The 18645-nt window shown below is 50.1% G+C and carries 13 protein-coding genes; 10 read left to right on the top strand and 3 right to left on the bottom strand.

What is annotated here, in order from left to right; all coding sequences use genetic code 11:
* Positions 1–9: 9 nt before the first annotated feature.
* Complete coding sequence (lepA, locus tag RYZ26_RS00670; RefSeq protein ID WP_317681153.1) at positions 10–1812, bottom strand: translation elongation factor 4; 1803 nt, start codon at positions 1810–1812, stop codon at positions 10–12.
* 201 nt (positions 1813–2013) lie between these two features.
* On the opposite strand from lepA, the gene RYZ26_RS00665 reads away from it, so the two are divergent.
* The 9 genes from RYZ26_RS00665 to lpdA all read left to right on the top strand — a co-directional run bounded on the left by RYZ26_RS00665 (position 2014) and on the right by lpdA (position 15974).
* Positions 2014–3423: a methyl-accepting chemotaxis protein gene (locus RYZ26_RS00665; protein ID WP_317681152.1), complete on the top strand. Its 1410-nt coding sequence runs from the start codon at positions 2014–2016 to the stop codon at positions 3421–3423.
* A 189-nt stretch (positions 3424–3612) separates the two neighbouring features.
* Positions 3613–5052, top strand: a complete 1440-nt coding sequence (locus RYZ26_RS00660; RefSeq protein ID WP_317681151.1) for a methyl-accepting chemotaxis protein — start codon at positions 3613–3615, stop codon at positions 5050–5052.
* Positions 5053–5146: 94 nt separating this feature from the next.
* Positions 5147–6268, top strand: a complete 1122-nt coding sequence (gene zapE, locus RYZ26_RS00655; RefSeq protein WP_317681149.1) for a cell division protein ZapE — start codon at positions 5147–5149, stop codon at positions 6266–6268.
* 412 nt (positions 6269–6680) lie between these two features.
* On the top strand, positions 6681–7637 hold the full coding sequence (gene mdh / locus RYZ26_RS00650) for a malate dehydrogenase (RefSeq protein WP_317681147.1): 957 nt from the start codon (positions 6681–6683) through the stop codon (positions 7635–7637).
* A 111-nt stretch (positions 7638–7748) separates the two neighbouring features.
* Complete coding sequence (sucC, locus tag RYZ26_RS00645) at positions 7749–8948, top strand: ADP-forming succinate--CoA ligase subunit beta (protein WP_317681146.1); 1200 nt, start codon at positions 7749–7751, stop codon at positions 8946–8948.
* A 1-nt stretch (position 8949) separates the two neighbouring features.
* Positions 8950–9825, top strand: coding sequence for a succinate--CoA ligase subunit alpha (gene sucD / locus RYZ26_RS00640; RefSeq protein ID WP_317681145.1), 876 nt, complete (start codon positions 8950–8952; stop codon positions 9823–9825).
* 98 nt (positions 9826–9923) lie between these two features.
* Positions 9924–12860: a 2-oxoglutarate dehydrogenase E1 component gene (locus RYZ26_RS00635; RefSeq protein ID WP_317681144.1), complete on the top strand. Its 2937-nt coding sequence runs from the start codon at positions 9924–9926 to the stop codon at positions 12858–12860.
* Between the two features lie 17 nt (positions 12861–12877).
* A complete protein-coding gene (gene odhB, locus RYZ26_RS00630) occupies positions 12878–14488 on the top strand; it encodes a 2-oxoglutarate dehydrogenase complex dihydrolipoyllysine-residue succinyltransferase (RefSeq protein ID WP_317681143.1) in 1611 nt (536 codons plus the stop codon).
* An 82-nt stretch (positions 14489–14570) separates the two neighbouring features.
* Positions 14571–15974: a dihydrolipoyl dehydrogenase gene (gene lpdA, locus RYZ26_RS00625; protein ID WP_317681142.1), complete on the top strand. Its 1404-nt coding sequence runs from the start codon at positions 14571–14573 to the stop codon at positions 15972–15974.
* 220 nt (positions 15975–16194) lie between these two features.
* Here the strand turns inward: lpdA and RYZ26_RS00620 are convergent, their stop codons facing one another.
* The gene (locus tag RYZ26_RS00620; RefSeq protein ID WP_317681141.1) at positions 16195–16584 is read right to left on the bottom strand and encodes a hypothetical protein; all 390 of its coding nucleotides are present in this window, start codon (positions 16582–16584) and stop codon (positions 16195–16197) included.
* A 93-nt stretch (positions 16585–16677) separates the two neighbouring features.
* Between RYZ26_RS00620 and RYZ26_RS00615 the strand changes: the two genes are divergently transcribed.
* Positions 16678–17376: a helix-turn-helix transcriptional regulator gene (locus tag RYZ26_RS00615; RefSeq protein WP_317681140.1), complete on the top strand. Its 699-nt coding sequence runs from the start codon at positions 16678–16680 to the stop codon at positions 17374–17376.
* Here the strand turns inward: RYZ26_RS00615 and RYZ26_RS00610 are convergent.
* Complete coding sequence (locus RYZ26_RS00610; RefSeq protein ID WP_317681139.1) at positions 17373–18638, bottom strand: diguanylate cyclase; 1266 nt, start codon at positions 18636–18638, stop codon at positions 17373–17375. The genes RYZ26_RS00615 and RYZ26_RS00610 overlap by 4 nt on opposite strands.
* Positions 18639–18645 lie beyond the last annotated feature (7 nt).

Raw genomic sequence — 18645 nt, 5'->3', positions numbered from 1 at the left:
CTTTCTTTGTTAATCGTCACCCATCTTGAGGGCGGCAATGAAGGCGGTTTGTGGAATTTCCACTTTACCAAACTGACGCATTTTCTTCTTACCCTTCTTCTGTTTTTCCAGAAGCTTTTTCTTACGGGTAATATCACCACCATAACATTTAGCGGTCACGTCTTTACGCATGGCAGAGATGGTTTCACGTGCGATGACCTTGCCGCCGATGGCGGCCTGGATTGGAATTTTAAACAGCTGGCGCGGGATCAGGTCTTTCAGGCGCGAACAAACCTGGCGGCCACGCCCTTCTGATTGCGAACGGTGCGCCATAAAGGCGAGCGCATCCACAGGTTCGGCATTCACCAGAATCTGGATACGCACCAAGTCGCCTTCGCGGTATTCGTCCACTTCATAGTCGAAACTTGCATATCCACGCGAACAAGACTTCAGACGGTCATAGAAATCAAAGACAATCTCGTTCAGCGGCAGGCGATAAACAGCCATAGCGCGCGAACCCACATAGGTCAGTTCCATCTGTTCACCGCGACGATCTGTACACAGCTGCAGAACGGGACCGAGATATTCATCCGGCACCATGATAGTGGCTTTGATCCAAGGTTCTTCGATCTTGTCGATCTTGGTCACATCCGGCATATCAGCCGGGTTATGAAGCGAGGTCATTTCCCCGTCGTTCATATACATGTGATAGACAACCGATGGGGATGTTGTGATCAGGTCCAGATCATATTCACGTTCCAGACGTTCCTGAATAATTTCCAGGTGCAATAACCCCAAGAAGCCACAACGGAAACCAAAACCAAGGGCAGCCGAGCTTTCCGGTTCAAAATGGAAAGAGGCATCGTTCAGATGCAGCTTGCCAAGGGCATCGCGCAAATCTTCAAAATCAGCTGCATCCACCGGGAAGAGACCACACCAGACCACTGGTGTTGATGGTTTAAAGCCGGATAGGGCTTTATCTGCCGGGCGTTTGGTTTCGGTGATGGTGTCACCGACGGCTGCGTCAGCCACAGATTTGATAGCGGCTGTGAAATAGCCAACTTCGCCTGGGTTCAGGGCATCCAGTTTTTCCATTTTAGGGGAGAAGCAACCGACCTGATCGATCTGATATTCTGCTTCGGTGTTCATGAAGGTGACCTTCATGCCACGCTTGAGCTGACCATCCTTAATACGCACCAGTGTCATGACACCCAGGTACGGATCATACCAGGAATCGACGATCAGCGCTTTCAGCGGTGCATCTGCATCACCCGTTGGTGCTGGCAGTTCGCTGCAGATGCTTTCCAGGACGTCTTCACAGTTCAGACCCGTCTTGGCAGAAACCAGAACCGCGTTTGTCGTATCAATGCCGATCACATCTTCGATCTGTTGCTGAATGCGCTCTGGCTCACTGGCAGGCAGGTCGGCTTTGTTCAAGACGGTGATGATCTCGTGATCGTTTTCAATCGCCTGATAGACGTTTGCCAGTGTCTGGGCTTCGACCCCTTGTGTCGAATCGACCACAAGAAGGGAGCCTTCGCAAGCCGCGAGGGAGCGTGATACTTCATAAGCAAAGTCAACATGACCTGGTGTATCCATTAGGTTCAGTTGGTAAACTTGCCCATCTTTAGCGGTATATTTCAGACGCACGGTCTGGGATTTGATCGTGATGCCGCGTTCACGTTCAATGTCCATATTATCCAGGACTTGTTCCTGCATTTCGCGATCCGTCAGGCCGCCACACAGATGGATCAGGCGATCGGCCAATGTGGATTTCCCGTGGTCGATATGGGCAATGATGGAAAAGTTCCGGATATGGGACAGGTCAGTCATGGAGGTCGTCCGCTCAAAAATAAAAGTTAAATAGCGCGCGAACATATAGGGAGTCTGAGAAAAGCGCAACTGTCTGCGTAGGCTCTTATATGTAAATTTTGTTACAAAGTCGTGTTGCTTAATTTAGTAAACCCATGCAAACTTCAACTAATAATATAAGAAATGGGTAGAACAGGTGCTCAAATCAGGGAGGCTATGATCGTGAAGGAGAACGGTTTATCGCAACGGGTCGATCAGGTGATACAGCAAATCGCCGATGGTGCGGGCGACATTGTGGTGGAAATCGCAGATGTCGCAGGCAATATTGACCATGTGGCCGCGCGGGCCAAATTACAGGCCAGAAGCTTTGAAATCGTCGGTGAAGCGGCCGATGCCCTGGCAAGCGTTAAAACAGAAATTTCAGAAGCAGCACAAAGTTCCCTGCGTGTGGGTGAACAGGCAACCGATGATGTGGAACAATCCAATCAAAAAGTGCTGTTGTCCTTGGATACCATCGATTCACTGGTGGGCTTTGTTCATGAGATGGAAGAACGGCTGGAGAAATTGAATTCCGCCCTGGATGAAGTGCACGGCGTTTCGGAAGTCATTCAGACCATTGCTTCACAAACCAATCTTCTGGCATTGAATGCAACCATTGAAGCAGCACGCGCAGGCGATGCGGGTAAAGGCTTTGCCGTTGTGGCAGGTGAGGTAAAGAACCTGGCGGGACAGACCGCAAAAGCGACCGAACAAATTGATGGCACCCTGAATTTGCTGAATGAACAGGTTGTCCTGTTGCTGGATGAAAGCAAGGTCGGGGTCAGAAGCGCGGCCATCGCCCAGGAAGGCACCAAGGATATTGGTGATGCCATCAACCTGGTGGGGGAAGCTATTGCCAAAGTAAATGATCAATTGACAAACATCAGCAAGACTACCGCCGGCATTGACACCCATGTGGATAGTGTTGTCAGTCAGATTGAATCCACCAGTCAAGGCAGCGCGAAGAACCGCGATGATCTACAGGCCTGTAACGACCGTTTGTCCAGCCTGCGTCAATATGGTGAAGACATGATCCAGGCCTCCAACCAATTGGGGGTGGAAACTGTTGATACCTATTCCATCAATGCAGCGGTAGAAGGTGCCAAAGAAATCGGTCAGGCGTTTGAAGCTGCATTGGCAGGCGGTCAGGTCAGCGAGGCTGAATTGTTTGATCGCAACTATCACAAAGTGATTGGGACCAATCCCGTTAAATTTACGGTCAAGGGGCTGGATTTCTATAAAAAGATTTTACCGAACATTCAAAACCGGATCCGGACAGAAAATCCGGATTTCACCATGTGTTGTGCGGTGGATATGGGATGCTATCTGCCGGTCCATAATAAAGAATGTAATGCCGATCCACGCCCCGATGACCCGGACTGGAACGCGCTTCACAGCCGTCAGGAAATGATCTGGGATCATTCGGTCGGGAAAGCGGCAGTTGCCAGCGAGGATGTTTTTCTGTTGCAGGCTTATCGGCGTGAATTGGGAAATCGTCAGTTTGAAATGATGAAAGATGTCTCTGCTCCGATCTATGTGAACGGGAAAAAGTGGGGCGCGTTGCGTTGTGGTTATAAGGCAAAACAAATTTAGAACCACTTTAGGATGGATTGGTATTACCTGAAACGATAAGAAAAGGCTGGAATTCTGCGGCATTAATCGGTAAAAGAATACCGTGTTCGACTTTTTGCGTGCTTGAAAAAATCTATAAATAAGAGCATCGTTGAACGCAGACAGACAGTAACCCAAAAAATGGGTACGTCTTATCTAGGGAGAAATAACGTGAAAGACGATACCGTTTCCAACGGTCCGCTTGAAGCAGGGAATGACAGCTCACTGGACGGCAAGGTCGCTGAGGTCATTCAGAAAATTGCGGTAGATGCCGGCGATATTGTGATCGAGATCGCCGATGTTGCGGGAAACATCGAAGATGTGACCGCACGGATTAACAAGCAGACAGACAGTTTCAATTTGGTGCGTGAAGCCGCTGCGGCTATGGCGCAGGCCAAGGATGAAATTGCCGGTGCTGCGCAGACATCATTGGCTGTGGCCGAGCAAGCCAACACAGATGTCACTCAGTCGCGCGAAAAGGTGGAAGTATCCTTAAGCAATATCCAGACACTCGTGGATTTTGTGCGCAACATCGAAGAACGTCTGACTGGATTGAACGGTGCTTTGGAAGAAGTGCGCGGCGTATCCGGTGCCATTCAGAAAATTGCCTCGCAAACCAACCTTCTGGCGCTGAACGCGACCATTGAGGCTGCGCGTGCAGGCGATGCGGGTAAAGGCTTTGCCGTTGTGGCAGGCGAGGTGAAGAACTTGGCCGGACAAACAGCAAAGGCGACCGAACAGATTGACCATACGCTGGAAGAATTGGGGTCCCAGGTGGAAATGCTGATGGGCGAAAGTGTGCGCGGTGTGCAAAATGCTGCGGCTGCCCAGGAAGGCACCAAGGATATTGGCGATGCCATCAATTTGGTTGGGGAAGCCATTGCCAAAGTGGATGGGGAGCTGGTCAATATCAATCAGGCCACCTCTTCCATCGACGGTCATGTGGATGGCGTGGTCACCCAGCTTGAAGAAATGAGTGCCCGTGCGGAAGAAAACCGGGTGGACCTTGGTGGTTGCAACGAACGGGTTGCCAAACTGCGTGACTTCGGTGCGGATCTGATCCAGTTGACCAACCAGTTGGGTGTGGAAACGGTTGACAGCTTTTTCATCAATCAGATTGTGACCGGAGCGAATAAGGTTCAGGCTTTGTTTGAGCGCGGTGTGGAAAGTGGCGAGATTTCGATGAATGATCTGTTTGATCAGGAATATGTGCCAATCGAAGGCACCAATCCGACACAGTATCGCACGAAAGCTTTGGCCTTTCTGGATAAGCATCTTCCGGAAATTCAGGAACCGATCCAGGCCTCTAATGAAAAGATTGTTTTTGCAGCTTGTGTAGATACCAATGGCTATCTGCCCGTTCACAACCTGTCTTTCTCTCAGAAGCAGAAGCCGGGTGAGATTGAATGGAACACAGCTAATTGCCGCAACCGTATGGTCTTTAATGACCGTGTGGGACTGGCTGCGGGTCAGAATGAAAAGACTTTCCTTGTGCAGGCCTACCGTCGTGATATGGGCGGGGGGAATTTTGTGATGATGAAAGATGTTTCCGCACCGATTAATGTGCGCGGACGTCACTGGGGCGGCATGCGTTCCGGTTACAAGCTCTGACATTTTATAGCTGTTATAAAGAACCCTGCACTTGATGCGGGGTTCTTTTTTGCCTAAGAATAGAGAAAATCAACAAGAACAGGGATTTTCGCATATGGTTCAGGGTCCTATGCATAATTACCGCGCGCTGCTGCAAAAAGGGGACATTCGCCCGGATGTGGCACAGGAACTGGCGGTCGAGAAATTGCAGCTTCTCCATCATGCACTGAAATCATATGAACCCGCCACCGGGGAAACTGGATGGCGCGCACGTTTTGGTCTGGCCAAACGCAAGGAAACCCCAACCCCGCCGCAAGGTATTTACATGTACGGTGATGTGGGCCGTGGTAAATCCATGCTGACGGACCTGTTCTTTGATGGTGCCCCAGTAGCGGCCAAGCGCCGGGTGCATTTCCATGAATTTATGCGCGAAGTTCATGAACGTTTAAAAGACATCCGCGAAAAAAAACTGGATAAAAAAGACGATGCCATTGTCGTTCTTGCCAAGCAACTGACTGAGGAAGCCTGGCTTTTGTGTTTTGATGAATTTCAGGTGACGAACATTGCGGATGCCATGATCCTTGGGCGTCTGTTTGAAAATCTGTTTGAACGCGGTGTGGTGATTGTGGCGACATCAAACCGGGTGCCGGAAGACCTCTACAAAAACGGTCTTCAACGTGAACGCTTTTTGCCTTCCATCGATATGATCAATCAGAAACTGGACGTGATGCAGCTTGCCAGTCCGACCGATTATCGCCTGGGCCGTGAAGGCGGGGAGCAAACCTATTTCTATCCGCTAGATATGGAAGCGCGTGACTGCTTGCATGAACAGTTTGAAGAAATGACCAAGGGCCAAGCCAAGCCTGACTACGTCATCATCAAATCACGCGAGATCGAACTGCCCAAAGCCTATGAGCGCATCGCCTATTTCACCTTCGCCGATCTTTGCGTCAAACCTTATGGGGCGAATGTATACCTGGAACTGGCAACTCTGTTCGACGTGATCTTCATCGAAGCCATCCCGCAATTGTCGCCCAAAAACCGCAACGAAGCAGAACGGTTTGTCCATCTGATTGATGCGCTGTACGAACATAAAGTGAAGCTCATCTGCTCAGCTGCCGCGCGTCCTGAAACACTTTATCCAGAAGGTGACGGTGCTTTTGAATTCCAGAGAACAGTCTCCCGCCTGATGGAAATGCAGTCGGAAGACTACCTGGGTGCCGAGCATTTGACCTGATTTTCAACCATGGAATCGGTTTTCATGACGCAGGGTTGAAATTGATCCTTTTTATAGATTCGCGCATGCACAATTATGGGTCAGTGCATGCGTGTAATGCATGGTATCACCACACCGTGGCTATGCTGCACCACAGCATTTTACGTTGAAATATTATTAAACCCTAGGGGTTCTCTCGCTTTTCGAAAATTTCAGAGCGGGTGATACCCAGTTTTACGCAGCTTGGTAAGACCACTCTGGTCTAAAGGCTAGGGTTTCTGCGGGGTTAAGCAGGTAAGTTTTTGGAAACAAGACTTGCTCTACGTCAAGAATCACGCTACTAACCTCGGACGGGTTTTTGGACTTTTGTCGTATGTCTCTATATGACGGGGTCCAGCTTTATTTATTTAACCGCATCGAGGGAAGATTCTCCATGGCACGGAACAAGATTGCGTTAATCGGCGCTGGTAACATCGGCGGCACACTGGCTCACCTGGCAGGTCTGAAAGAATTGGGCGACGTTGTCCTTTTTGACATTGCAGACGGCATTCCACAGGGTAAGGGTCTGGACATCGCGGAAAGCTCTCCAGTTGATTGCTTCAACGCTTCATTCTCAGGGACTACCGACTACAAAGACATCGAAGGTGCAGACGTTGTTATCGTAACTGCTGGCGTACCTCGTAAGCCTGGCATGAGCCGTGATGACCTGATCGGCATCAACGCTTCAGTCATGAAGTCTGTTGGTGAAGGCATCAAGCAATATGCGCCAGACGCATTTGTAATTTGTATCACAAACCCGCTGGACGCGATGGTTTGGGCACTGCGCGAAGTTTCTGGTCTGCCACACAACAAAGTTGTTGGTATGGCTGGCGTTCTGGATTCAGCACGCTTCCGTTACTTCCTGGCTGAAGAATTCGACGTATCTGTTGAAGACGTAACAGCCTTCGTACTGGGTGGCCACGGCGATACAATGGTACCGCTGGAGCGTTACTCTGCAGTTGCCGGTATTCCGGTTCCTGACCTGATCGAAATGGGTTGGACCACACGTGAAAAAATGGACGAAATCGTTCAACGTACACGTGACGGCGGTGCCGAAATCGTTGGTCTGCTGAAAACTGGTTCTGCGTTCTACGCACCAGCAGCTTCTGCAATTCAGATGGCTGAATCTTACCTGAAAGACCAGCGTCGCCTGCTGCCTTGTGCAGCTTGGGTTGACGGCCAATACGGTCTGGACGGCGTTTATGTTGGTGTTCCAACAATCATCGGTGCCAACGGTATCGAGAAAGTTGTTGAGATTGACCTGAACGACGAAGAAAAAGCTATGTTCGACAACTCAGTCAACGCCGTTCAAGGCCTGATTGCAGCAACTAAAGAACAAATGGCTAAATAATGAAGTCTGCGGGGTGATGGCAAGTTGCCCCGCTTCTTTATTTAGGGAACGTTCAAAACTAATCATCCTGAAAATGGGTATTCCTTTTTCACACTTTGAGGCAAAGCAAAGATGAACATTCATGAGTATCAAGCTAAGCAGGTTCTAAAGAAGTACGGTGTAAACGTACTCAACGGTGGTGTTGCTTACACTGCTGAAGAAGCTCGCTCAGAAGCACAAAAACTGGGTGGACCAGTTTTTGTTGTTAAATCCCAAATCCACGCCGGTGGCCGTGGTAAGGGTAAATTTAAAGAAGCATCAGCTGGCGAAGCCGGCGGCGTGCGCGTTGTAAAATCAGTTGATGAAGTTGCAGAAAACGCAGGGCAAATGCTCGGCGCTACTCTGGTAACGCACCAGTCTGGTCCAGAAGGTAAAGAAGTTAAGCGTGTTTACATCGAAGATGGTTGTGACATCCGCTCTGAACTGTACCTGGCTCTGTTGATCGACCGTGCAACTGACAGCGTAACCATCATGGCTTCCACAGAAGGCGGTATGGACATTGAAACTGTTGCGGAAGAAACTCCGGAAAAGATCCTGACTGTTTCTATCGATCCAGCAACAGGCATCATGCCTTTCCACACACGTCAGGTTGCTTTTGGTCTGGGTCTTAAAGGCGCGCAAGTCAAGTCTTGCTCCAAGATCCTGGCTGCACTTTACAAAGCATTCTGCGACACAGACGCTTCCATGCTGGAAATCAACCCACTGGTTGTAACTGGTGATGATGAGCTGGTTGCACTTGATGCGAAAATGAACTTCGATTCAAACGCACTTTATCGTCAAAAAGAAGTCGAAGAAATGCGCGACGAAGACGAAGAAGATGCAATGGAACTGGAAGCTTCCAAGCACGACCTCAACTACATCAAACTTGATGGTACAATTGGCTGTATGGTGAACGGTGCCGGTCTTGCGATGGGTACAATGGACATCATCAAACTGTACGGTGGTGAGCCAGCTAACTTCCTCGACGTTGGTGGCGGGGCGACGAAAGAGCGCGTAACTGAAGCGTTCAAACTGATCCTTTCTGATCCAAACGTTGAAGGCATCCTGGTTAACATCTTCGGTGGTATCATGCGTTGTGACGTGATTGCAGACGGCGTTGTGGCTGCGGCCCGCGAAGTTTCCCTGAACGTTCCACTCGTTGTACGTCTTGAAGGTACAAACGTAGAGCAAGGCAAAAAGATTCTGTCTGAATCTGGTTTGCCGATCATCACTGCTGATAACCTCGCTGACGCGGCTGAGAAAGTCGTGAAAGCCGTGAAGGAGGCCGCGTAACATGTCTTGCCTTATCAATAAAGACACAAAAGTCATCTGTCAGGGTTTCACTGGCGCACAAGGTACATTCCACTCTGAGCAAGCGATTGCTTACGGTACACAAATGGTTGGTGGTGTAACACCAGGCAAAGGTGGCACCAAGCACCTTGACCTCCCTGTTTTTGACACTGTTGCGGACGCTAAAGAACGTACAGGCGCAAACGCTTCTGTAATCTACGTTCCACCACCCTTCGCAGCTGATGCGATCCTGGAAGCAATTGATGCTGAGATCGAACTGGCTGTTTGTATCACAGAAGGTATTCCTGTGATGGACATGGTTAAAGTGAAACGCGCTTTGGCGAACTCCAACACGCGCCTTGTTGGTCCAAACTGCCCAGGTGTGATCACACCGGGCGAATGTAAGATCGGTATCATGCCTGGTCACATTCACCAGCGTGGTTCTGTTGGTATCGTTTCTCGTTCTGGTACGCTGACTTACGAAGCTGTTCACCAAACAACAGCTGCTGGTCTGGGCCAAACAACTTGTATCGGTATCGGTGGTGACCCTGTAAACGGCACAAACTTCATCGATTGCCTGGAAATGTTCCTGGCTGATGATGAAACTGAATCCATCGTAATGATCGGTGAAATCGGTGGTACTGCAGAGGAAGAAGCTTGTGAATTCCTCAAACAGTCTAAAGTGAAGAAGCCTATCGTTGGCTTTATCGCTGGTGTTACTGCGCCTCCTGGAAAACGTATGGGCCACGCTGGTGCCATCATTTCCGGTGGTCAAGGTACTGCTGATGCGAAAATGGACGCAATGAAATCTGCTGGCTTTGCTGTTGCAGACTCTCCTGCTTCTATCGGTAGCACAATGGTTAAGCTGTTGAACGGCTAATCATTAATGGATGAGTAATCATCCAGCCTAGTTATGGCAGAAAGAGTGCGGTTTGTTGGGTTATGGGACAAGCCGCACTCCTCTAGGGAAAATAAAATATGGTCGATACCCCTGAATCAGTCCTAAATGGCAACAACACTGTGTATCTCGCAGAATTGTATGCCCGTTATATGAAAGACCCCTCCTCTGTAGATCAGAGCTGGGTTGCTTTTTTCTCAGGATTACGTGAAGAAGGTCTGGAAGCACTTCAGAACCTCTCCGGTCCAAGTTGGAATAAACCAAGTCATGGTGTAGTCAACACAGGCGTCAGTGCCGTAACCGCTCCGGTTGCGAATGCACAGCCACAAGCGGGTGCTGTTTATGCACAAGCTGACGATGATGCCATCCGTGCTGCGACACTGGATAGTATCCGCGCACTGATGTTGATCCGTTCTTATCGTGTTCGCGGTCACCTGATCGCCCGCTTCGATCCGTTGGGGATCGAAGGGAACGATTACCACCCTGAGCTTGATCCGAAATCATACGGTTTCACAGACGCCGATATGGATCGTCCGATCTTTATCGATTTCGTTCTGGGGCTGGAAACAGCCACGCTGCGTGAAATCGTTGAAAAGATTCAATCCACATACTGCCGTCACATCGGTGTGGAATTCATGCACATTCAGGAACCGGAAGAGAAATCCTGGATCCAGCGTCGCATTGAATCGTCGGAAAACCAGTCGGACTTCACGGTTAAGGGGAAGACGGCCATTCTGGAACGTTTGACCGAAGCTGAAGGTTTCGAACAGTTCCTCGACAAGAAATATACGGGTACAAAACGTTTTGGTCTTGAAGGTGGTGAGTCTCTCATCCCGGCCATGGAACAAATCCTCAAGCGCGGCGCACAGCTGGGCCTGAAAGAGGTTGTTCTGGGTATGCCACACCGTGGCCGACTGAACGTTCTGACCAACGTCATGCACAAACCTTTCCGCGCTTTGTTCTCTGAATTCCAGGGCAATTCATCCAACCCGGATGACGTTGAAGGTTCCGGCGACGTTAAATATCACCTCGGTACAAGTGCTGACCGTGAATTCGATGGCAACACTGTTCACCTGTCACTGACAGCGAACCCGTCTCACCTGGAGCTGGTTAACCCGGTTGTTCATGGTAAGGTTCGTGCGAAACAGGAACAGCTGGGCGGTCCACGTTCACAGGTTATGCCACTGTTGTTGCACGGGGATGCGGCTTATTCCGGTCAGGGTATTGTCCCTGAAGGTCACGCCATGTCTGAACTGCGCGGCTATAATGTCGGCGGTACCATGCACATCATCGTGAACAACCAGATTGGTTTCACAACAGCGCCGCACTATTCTCGTTCCAGCCAGTATCCTTCTGATGTTGCGAAAATGGTTCAGGCCCCGATCTTCCACGTAAACGGGGATGATCCGGAAGCTGTGGTTCACGTTGCACGTATCGCAACCGAATACCGTCAGGAATTTGGTAAGGACGTTGTTATCGACATGTTCTGTTATCGCCGTCACGGCCATAACGAATCTGACGAGCCGATGTTCACCAACCCGCACATGTATAAGACCATCAAAAACCAGACAACGACTTGCGAGCTTTACGCACAGCGCCTGGTGGCTGAGAAAGTTCTGACGGAACAACAGGTTCAGGACATCTATGATACTTTCCGTGCACGCATGGAAGAAGAATTCGAAGCTGGTAATTCCTACAAGCCAAACAAAGCCGACTGGTTTGAAGGCAAGTGGGAAGGCATGGCAAATGCCCGCGGTGAAGAAGAACATCGCAACGAAGATACCTCTGTTTCCGAAGATATCCTGCGCGAAGTGGGTAAAGCCATTTCAACAGCGCCGGAAAACTTCTCGGTTAACAAAAAGGTTCTGCGTCAGCTGAAAGCCAAGTCCAAAATGATCGAGACCGGTGAAGGGATCGATTGGGCAACGGGTGAAGCGCTTGCGTTTGGTTCTCTTTTGCTGGAAGGCCATAAGGTTCGACTAAGCGGCCAGGATTGCGGTCGCGGGACATTCTCCCAGCGTCACTCCGTGATCGTGGATCAGGAAAGCGAAGAACGTTATCGTCCGCTGAACAACATTCGTGAAGGTCAGGGTGACTACGAAGTTATCGACAGCCCGCTGATCGAACTGTCTGTTCTTGGTTTTGAATATGGGTATTCTCTTGCAGAACCAAATGCACTGGTGATGTGGGAAGCACAGTTTGGTGACTTCGCCAACGGTGCGCAGATGATGATTGACCAGTTCATTTCTTCTGGCGAATCAAAATGGCTGCGTCTTTCTGGTGTAACCATGCTGCTGCCACACGGTTATGAAGGTCAGGGTCCTGAGCACTCTTCAGCCCGTCCGGAACGTTACCTGCAGCTTTGTGCGGAAGACAACATGCAGGTTTGTAACCTGACAACACCTGCGAACTATTTCCACGCACTGCGCCGTCAGCAATGTCGTAATTTCCGTAAACCACTGGTGATCTTCACGCCGAAGTCCCTGCTGCGTCACAAACTGTGTCAAAGCACGCTGGCTGATTTCACAACCGGTTCCGGCTTTAAGCGTGTGATCGGTGAAATCGATCAGCTGACTGACAAGAAGAAGGTTAAGCGTGTCGTTCTGTGTACAGGTAAAGTTTACTATGACCTGCTGCAACAACGCCGCGACAAGAACATCGATGATGTTGCCATCATCCGTGTTGAACAACTCTATCCTTGGCCGAAAGAGACAATCAAAGAGAAGCTGGCTGAATATCCAAATGCCGAGCTTGTCTGGTGTCAGGAAGAACCTGCGAACATGGGCTACTGGTCCTTCGTCTTCCCGCGCCTGCTCTACATCTGCCAAGAGTTGGGCATCAAGGGTGGCTTCCCGGGTTTCTCCGGTCGTCGCGCATCTGCATCACCTGCAACAGGTCTGAACAAAGTCCACGTTGCTGAACAACAGTTCCTGGTCGAAGAAGCACTGACAGGTAAGTTGGAAAGCCTTCCAACACCGTTCGCGCGTGAGACCAAAATGGCTGCATCTAAACTATAGAATTTGTGAGGAAACAAATGGCCACAGAAATCACTGTTCCCGCTTTGGGTGAGTCCGTATCTGAAGGTACGGTCTCAAAGTGGCTCAAAAATATCGGCGACACTGTCGCTGTTGACGAACCGCTTGTAGAGCTGGAAACAGACAAAGTAACTGTCGAAGTACCTTCACCCGTTGCAGGTACACTTGTTGAAATCGTTGCAGGTGATGATACAGACGTCGAAGTTGGCGCTGTTCTCTGTATGGTTGGTGAAGCGGGCGAAGCTGCTGCACCAGTTGCCCCTGCGGCTGCCGCTCCTGCTGCTGAAGCTGCAGCCCCTGCTACCTCATCTGGTACAGGCGAAGTTGTTGACATCGTTGTACCAAACCTGGGTGAGTCTATCACCGAAGGGACGGTTGCAAGCTGGCTCAAGGCTGTTGGCGATGAAGTCGCTGTTGACGAAGGTCTGTGTGAAGTTGAAACAGACAAAGTTACAGCTGAACTGCCAAGCCCGGTTGCGGGTGTTGTCACTGAAATCATCGTTGCTGAAGACACAGACGTAGAAGTCGGTCAGGTCGTTGCCCGCGTAGCGGTTGGCGCTTCTGCTGGCGCGGTTGCCCCTGCGGCTGCTGCCCCTGCTGCGGCTGCATCTGCCCCTGCGGCAGCAGCGGCTAACACAGCACACCCACTTTCACCTGCTGTTGGCAAGCTTGTAAACGACAATGGTCTGGATGCATCCAAAATCCCGGCAACCGGCAAAGACGGTCGCCTGGTCAAGGGTGACGTTCTGGCGTACATTAAAAGCGGTCAGGCTGATAAAGACAAGGCGGCTGCGGCTGCCCCTGCACCTGCGGCTCCTGCACCAAAAGCGGCGGCTCCGGCTCCTGCTGCTGCAGCACCAGCCTCCAGCACACCAAATGGTGCAATGATCCCACCACGCCCGGAAGGTCCACGTGAAGAACGTGTGAAAATGACCCGCCTGCGTAAAGTGATCGCGTCTCGTCTGAAAGAAGCACAAAACACAGCGGCTATTCTGACAACCTGGAACGAAGTCGATATGACAGGCGTTCTGGAAATGCGCAAACAGTACAAAGACGGCTTTGAAAAGAAACACGGCGTGAAGCTTGGCTTCATGGGTATCTTCACCAAAGCTTGTGTGACTGCGCTTCGTGAATGGCCAGCGGTTAATGCTGAGATCGATGGCGATGACATCGTTTACAAAAATCACTATGACGTGGGCATCGCGGTTGGGTCCCCAACTGGTCTGGTTGTTCCTGTTGTACGTGATTGTGACGAAAAATCACTGGCACAGATCGAAGGCGATATCGTTGACTTTGGTAAGCGCGCACGTAGCGGCGAGCTGAAAATGGACGAAATGATGGGTGGTACATTTACCATCTCTAACGGTGGTGTGTTTGGCTCTTTGCTATCTGCACCGATCCTGAACCGTCCACAGTCTGCGATCCTGGGTATGCATAAAACACAGATGCGTCCGATGGTCATGCCGGATGGTTCCATCCAGGCTCGTCCGATGATGTATCTGGCGCTGTCTTATGATCACCGTATCATTGACGGTCGTGAAGCTGTGTCCTTCCTGGTACGTGTAAAAGAGTGCCTCGAAGATCCACAACGCATCTTGCTGGACGCATAAGATCAAACAAATTAAGCGGAAGGCTGATGAAATACAGTCTTCCGCTTTTTTATGAATTTTATCCTTTAGGGAATTGAAGAATATGAGTGATAATTTTGATGTTGTCGTTATTGGCGGTGGTCCGGGCGGTTATGTATGTGCCATCCGTGCAGCGCAACTGGGTTTGAAAGCTGCAATTGTTGAAAAGCGCGGCTCATTGGGCGGTACGTGTTTGAACGTCGGCTGTATTCCGGCCAAGGCACTGCTGCAATCCACACATCTTTATGAAATGGCTGCCCACGAAATGGCGGACCATGGGATCAAGGTGACCCCGAAGCTTGATCTGGACAAGATGATCGATCGTAAGGAAGCCGTTGTAAAACAGCTGACAAGCGGCGTTGAATTCCTGATGAAAAAGAACAAGGTCAAATATATCGTTGGTGAAGGTAAAGTCACAGGCGAAGATGAAGTGACCGTGTCCTTGAACGATGGCGGTGAAGAAATCGTCAAGGCAGAAAACATCGTGATCGCGACAGGTTCTGACGTTGCGACCCTGCCATTCCTGGAAATTGACGAAAAAGTCATGATGTCTTCCACGGGTGCGATGGAACTGCGCAAGGTACCAAAGAAAATGGCTGTCATCGGTGGCGGCGTGATCGGTCTGGAACTCGGTTCCGTTTGGAGCCGTCTTGGCACCGAAGTGACTGTCATTGAATTCCTCGACGGTATCCTGCCAGGCATGGACGGTGAAATTCGCAAAACCGCCAAGCGCCTGCTTGAAAAGCAAGGCATCAATTTCAAACTGGCAACCAAGGTTACAGCCGCGAAGAAGACAAAAACATCTGTCACCCTGACCATGGAACCCGCTGAAGGTGGCGAGTCTGAAACATTGAAGGCGGATGCCTGCCTCGTTTCCATCGGTCGTCGTCCTTACACCGACAATCTCGGTCTGGCGCAAGTGGGTGTTGAAATGGACGAGCGTGGCTTCGTTAAGGTTGACCACGACCTGCAGACAAATGTTGCGGGTATCTTCGCCATTGGTGATGTGATTGGCGGCATGATGCTGGCACACAAAGCCGAAGAAGAAGGCGTTGCGGTTGCTGAAATGTTGGCGGGTCAAACGGGTCACGTCAATTACGATGTGATCCCGGGTATCGTTTACACCCACCCAGAAATCGCAAGCGTTGGTAAATCTGAAGAAGCGCTGAAAGAAGCGGGCATTGCCTATAAGAAAGGGAAATTCCCCTTTACCGCAAACGGTCGCGCGTTAGCGAATGGCGATGCGGAAGGTTTTGTTAAAATCCTGGCTGATAAAGAAACAGATCGCGTTCTTGGTTGTCACATTATCGGCCCACAAGGCGGTGATTTGATCCAGGAAGTGGTTCAGGCCATGGAATTTGGCGGATCAGCCGAAGATATCGCACGTACCTGCCACGGTCATCCGGGTCTGCCGGAAGCTGTGAAAGAAGCAGCAATGGCAGTGGATAAACTGCAAATCCACGCTTAGGTTTCTTTCAAGAGAATATAATAACGGCGCCTTTCTTTTCCAAGGAATGGCGCCGTTATCATTTTTGATGTCACTTGAGGGCTCAAGCCAGGGCATCGCCTCAACCCGAATATGTGACATCTGCGAACACATGAACCTGTTCCCCGGCGGAGGCCGGGGTCTTTTGTAAGCAGTATTCGTCATCCAAAAGGTCCCGGCCTTGGGCCGGGACACAGGTTATTTAAGCCACTGCCTTTGCAAGGGCATCGAACTCTTCTTTGAACGCCTGTTGCAGACCTTCAAGTTCTTCATCAGACATTTCTTCCATCAGGATGCAGGTCAGATTGAAGATGCTGGTGCCATCTGGCAGGGGCGATACGCGCGCCGGGAAAGCCATCATCTGGTCTTTGGTCGGGCCGCTTTTCATATCGACCACACCTGTTTTGGCATCGGCTTCGACTTCGTAAAACATGTCACCGTGCGGTGTGGTGATGATGTAGTCATCGCCTTCTTTGCGCACGCCTTTACAATAGTGGATGGCCCATTTGGGCAGGTTTTCTTCTTTGGAAAGGAAGTTGAACAGATTTTCTGCACTGGTGTTAACGATAAGTGATTTGGAATCGACAAGCATTTTTATCTCCTGCTCGTTTGGTTTGAACTGAAAGGAGCTTACTGACATACTCCTGACAACTAGCTGTCAGGAGAGTTGCAGTAGGATATTTTCATGAAAAAAACAGATCGCCATTTCAAAATCATCAATTTCCTTCAGGGCCGCCGCCGTGCCGTTACTGCAGATCGGATCGCGGAAGAATGCGAAGTCTCTGTGCGCACGATCTACCGTGATATTCAGGCCCTGATCGGTTCTGGCGTACCGATTGAAGGCGAAGCAGGCGTGGGCTATCTGCTGGATGACGGCTATCATCTGCCGCCCCTAAGTTTTGATGTGGAAGAGATCGAAGCCCTTGTCCTGGGCATGGCGATGGTCTGCAACTGGACCGATGAAAAGATGGCCAAGGCGGCGCGTGGGGCGTTGGATAAACTTAAAAAATCTCTGCCGGAAAGTGCGACGGAAAAGCTTTATGGCACCGCGCTTTTTTCTTTTCGCAGTGCCAGTTACGTTCCCTGGACCATTGATTTTTCGGCTGTACGTGCAGCCATTCGTGATAAGAAAAAGATCGAAATGTCTTATGAAGATGGCAAGGGTGATGTGTCGGCACGCTGTATTCGGCCTTTGGCACTTGCTTTCTTTGGTCCCGTCTGGTTGTTGTTTGGCTGGTGCGAGTTGCGCAATGATTTCAGGAATTTCCGCATTGATCGCATCACCGATTTAACCGTGACGGACATCGCGTTTAAGGATGAGGTCGGCAAGCGGCTGATCGATCAATGCGAAACGGGTGATTTCAGGGACGAGTTGCGACGTTAACTGTCCATCACCACTTTGTTACGCCCGGTTTCCTTGGCGGTATAAAGGTGACCGTCTGCAATATTCAGCAAGTCTTCCAGCTGCCCAACCTTCTGCCAGCTGACACCAATGCTTAGTGTGGTCTTGATCTCGCGGTTGCCATAGCTGACCGATGTTTCTTCGATGCCTTTGCGCAAAGCTTCAAAGTCTGCTTCCAGGTCATCCAGGCTATTGGTTTGCAACAGGATACAGAATTCTTCTCCGCCAAAGCGAGCCACAACCCCTTTGTTCCCAAAGTAAGAGCGCAGTTTGTTTGAGACATGTTTCAAGGCTTCATCGCCGCCGTCATGGCCATAGGTGTCATTGATGCGTTTGAAGAAATCAATGTCGCACATGGCCCCGACCAGATAGCCGCCATTGTCTTTTACATCCTGCAGCATGACTTGGCCGCGTTCAAACAGATAGCGGCGGTTGCGCAGGCCTGTCAGATAATCGGTGATTAGGGAATCTTCCAGGGCTTTGATATGTTCCAGCATCTCGATGTTCTGGGAAACCCGGCAGAAAAATTCTTCATTCAAAAACGGTTTGGTGATGAAGTCATTGGCGCCAACCTTGATGAATTTGGCGGAGAGCGCATGATTGCCGTAGGTCGATACTCCGATGATGCAAATCTGGCGTTTGGAATAATGGGTGCGGATTTTTTTGGTCAGTTCAAACCCGTCCAGATTGGGCATGTTGTAATCTGTGATGACCAGCATGATATCTGGATTTTCGTCCAGGATTTTTAAAGCTTCCAAGCCGTCTTCAGCTTCCAGCACCTGAAATTTGTAACGGGCCAGCAACCCGTGCATCTGATAGCGCGCAGATTTGGAATCATCGGTCAGCAACACTTTGACTTTTTGGTTGTGGTACAGGCGTTTTACCGTTGAAATGACATATTCAATGCTCGCCGGGCTGTCTTTGACCACATAATCGATAATGTTTTGCTTTAACAGATGATCGCGCAGATCTTCGCTGAACTGCCCGGAAAAGACGATGGAAGGAACTGACTTTCCCATCACATAATCCACGATTTCACCTTTGGGCGCATCGGGTAAATTCAAGTCCAAAAGGGCGAGAAAAAAGTCTTCAGATCGTTCATCCAGAATGGTGCAGGCTTCCTGATAGGTTTCTGCACAGGTGACTTTAAAACCCAGTTGTTTTTCGATTTGGCTTTTAATGACCGATCTGAAAAATTTGGCATCTTCAACCAGGAGAATTTCTACGTTTTGGGCGTCATCCATGGGGGAT

The organism is Terasakiella sediminum, assembly GCF_033100395.1.
Classification (GTDB): Bacteria; Pseudomonadota; Alphaproteobacteria; order Rhodospirillales; family Terasakiellaceae; genus Terasakiella.
Note: the sequence above shows the minus strand (reverse complement) of the source record. Positions and strands in the feature narration are given on the sequence as shown.